Below are 3,063 nucleotides of genomic sequence, written 5' to 3' on the forward strand. Positions count from 1 at the left end.
GGCCCACGGAGCCGGTGACGCTGATCAGCTGGTTGTCGACGAACATCGGCTTGTCGAGGGTCGCCAGCAACTGGCTGGCGACCTGCTGGCCGGTTTCAAGGTCGGTATCGTCCAGCAGCACGGCAAATTCGTTACTGGCAAACCGCGCCAGGCTGCCACTGGTGGTCAGGCTGTTGCGCAGGCGCCGGGCCAGGCTGATCAGCAGCTTGTCGCCGGTCTGGTGGCCGAGGCTGTCGTTGATCCGCTTGAAGTTGTCGATGTCCACCAGCAGCAGGCTGATGGGGCTGTCGCTGTCCCGGGCAAAGCGTTCGTCCAGGTTGCGGATGAACGCCGGGCGGTTGCCCAGGTTGGTCAGGTTGTCGGTGTAGGCCAGCCGCTCGATGCGCTGCTGGGCCAGCTTGGTCTGGGTGATGTCTTCGTAGATGCCGATGTAATGGGTCAGCTCACGGTTGTCGCCATAAACCTTGGAGATCGACAACTGGCCCCAGTAGGGTTCGAGGTTCTTGCGCCGGCTCTTGAACTCGCCTTGCCAACTGTTGCTCTTGGCCAGGCTTGAAGGCGCGTCGAACAGCAGCTCGCTGAGGTTCTCCAGTGCCGGCAGTTCCGACAGCTGGTGGCCGTGGACTTCTTCGGTGCTGTACTGGGTGATCGCGGTAAAGCTGGGGTTGACGTATTCCACCACGCCGTCGCAATTGACCAGCAGGAACGCATTGGCGCTTTGCTCCACGGCTCGCTGGAACAAGTGCAGGGCACTGGTGGCGGTGCGGCGGTTGTGGTTGTTGATCACCTGGGCGAACTGGTCGGCCAGCTCGCCGGCAAAGGCGATCTCGTCGGACTGCCAGACGCGGGTGCTGCCACTTTGCTCCAGGCACAACACGCCGACCACGTTGCCATCGACGCGGATGCTGGCGTCGAGCATGGCGTGGATGTCCCGCGGGCGCAGGCTCTCGGCCATTTCACGCGTGCGTGGGTCGCGCATGGCGTTGGTGGCGTCGATCGCACGGCTGGTTTGCAGGGCTTCCAGGTAATCCGGGAAGCCACTGGCATCGATAGACTCTGGCAGGTGGTGCTGCTGATCGGCGCGGTGATAAGCGGAAATCGGCACCAGATGCTGGTTTTCGAGGTTCCAGATGCTCGCGCAGTCGATCTGGTAGATATCGCAGGCACTGTGGGTGATCAGCTCGGCGGCTTCCTGCAGCGAGTTGTTGGTGCTGTAGCGCTGGCGGGCCAGCAGCAGGATCAATTCCTGCTGGGCGCGTACCCGCTCAAGGTGTTGCAGTTGTTCCTGCTGGGCGCGCTGGTTGAGTTCCAGGGCAATCTGCAAGCGGCTGTTCTGGCTCTCCAGGTCTGCCGCAGGGGCCGGTGGGAGATCACTGAACAGGCCTTCGACCACCATCAGGTAGCCGCGCAGCAGGTGACGATTGTGTTGTTTGTAGGCTTCACCCAGTTCCAGCAGGCTCAACGGGCCGTCGTTGGTGTGCAGGGTGTAGCGCACCAGGTAATGCGGGCTGATGGTCAGCTGTTCCTGGATCGCATCATGCAGCTGATAGCGCGCCTGGGGCTCCATCAGGCTGGCGTAGGGCGAGCCGATCAGGGCGCACAGTTCCATCGCGGGCAGGCCGAACTGGCGTTCGCAATTGGGGTCGAGGTACAGCAGGGCCCAGCTAGCCTCATTAAGCCGCTCGAAACGCAGCATACCGAGGCGCGAAGGCACCGGTAATTGCGTCACTACCTCGGCCGCCGTACGGGCGACATCGGGTTGGCTTTTCATGGGGAAACTCGCTTGGAAAAATGCGCATCGCGCCGGGCTCACGCCCTCTTTACTGTTGCCTGCGGCAAGGTTGCATCATGCAGCACAGGCTGACAAGAGAGGATGAAGGCTAAGTGCTATAAGTGGGTTATCGGCCAGCGAGCGGTTTTCTGCAACCGGGGTGATGGGCGGTGTACAACCTCGATTTCCGTGTCCAGGTTTTCCCTGGAAAGCAGGCAAAAAAAGCCCCGCCAATTGGCGGGGTTGAGGTACGAGCGTGGCGCTCGGAAATCGTTGAAGCCAGGTCTTCTGCATGGGCAGAAGACCTGTTGTGGCTTAAAGCAGGATGGTGCGGATGTCGTTCAGCAACTGGCTCAGGCGCTGGGTGAAGCGTGCGGCAGCCGCGCCGTTGATCACACGGTGATCGTAGGACAGCGACAGTGGCAGCATCAGCTTCGGCTGGAACGCTTTACCGTCCCACACAGGCTGGATAGTGGCCTTGGAAACACCCAGGATCGCCACTTCCGGCGCGTTGACGATTGGCGTGAAGCCAGTGCCGCCAATGTGCCCGAGGCTGGAGATGGTGAAGCACGCGCCCTGCATGTCGTCCGGGGTGAGCTTCTTGTCGCGGGCCTTGGCAGCCAGTGCAGCAGCCTCAGCGGCAAGCTGCAGCAGGCTCTTCTGGTCGACGTTCTTGATGACCGGTACCAGCAGGCCATCCGGAGTGTCGACGGCAAAGCCGATGTGCACGTACTTCTTGCGAATGATCGCCTTGCCGCTTGGCGCCAGCGAACTGTTGAAGTCCGGCAGCTCCTTGAGCAAATGTGCGCAAGCCTTGAGCAGCAGGGGCAGCACGGTCAGCTTCACGCCGGCCTTCTCGGCCACGGCTTTCTGCGCAACGCGGAATGCTTCCAGGTCGGTGATGTCGGCCTGGTCGAACTGGGTCACGTGCGGGATGTTCAGCCAGCTGGCGTGCAGGCCGGCCGCGCCGATTTGCATCAGGCGGGTCATCGGCACTTCTTCGATTTCGCCGAAGCGGCTGAAGTCGACGGTGCGGATCGGCGGAATGCCCGAGCCACCGGTAGCAGCGCCGGCAGCCGGAGCTTCCTTGGCCTTCTGCATCATGGATTTGACGTAAACCTGCACGTCTTCCTTGAGCACGCGACCGTGAGGACCGCTGGCGGTTACCGCGCTCAACTCGACGCCGAATTCACGGGCCAGTTGGCGCACGGCAGGGCCGGCATGAACCTTGGCACCGCTTGGCGCAGGTGCAGCCGCCGGAGCCGGTGCGGCCTCGGCTTTTGCAGCAGGCG

The 3,063-nt window shown here is 62.4% G+C and carries 2 protein-coding genes; both read right to left on the reverse strand.

What is annotated here, in order from left to right; genetic code table 11:
* The coding region (locus tag HX846_RS33225) for a diguanylate cyclase domain-containing protein (protein ID WP_178967051.1) at window positions 1-1,771 on the reverse strand (1,771 nt) is incomplete at its 3' end.
* 315 nt (window positions 1,772-2,086) lie between these two features.
* Window positions 2,087-3,063 (reverse strand): 2-oxo acid dehydrogenase subunit E2 (locus tag HX846_RS33230; protein ID WP_178967052.1); only part of this gene is annotated, 977 nt, incomplete at its 5' end.

Source organism: Pseudomonas sp. K5002 (assembly GCF_013386655.1).
GTDB lineage: Bacteria > Pseudomonadota > Gammaproteobacteria > Pseudomonadales > Pseudomonadaceae > Aquipseudomonas.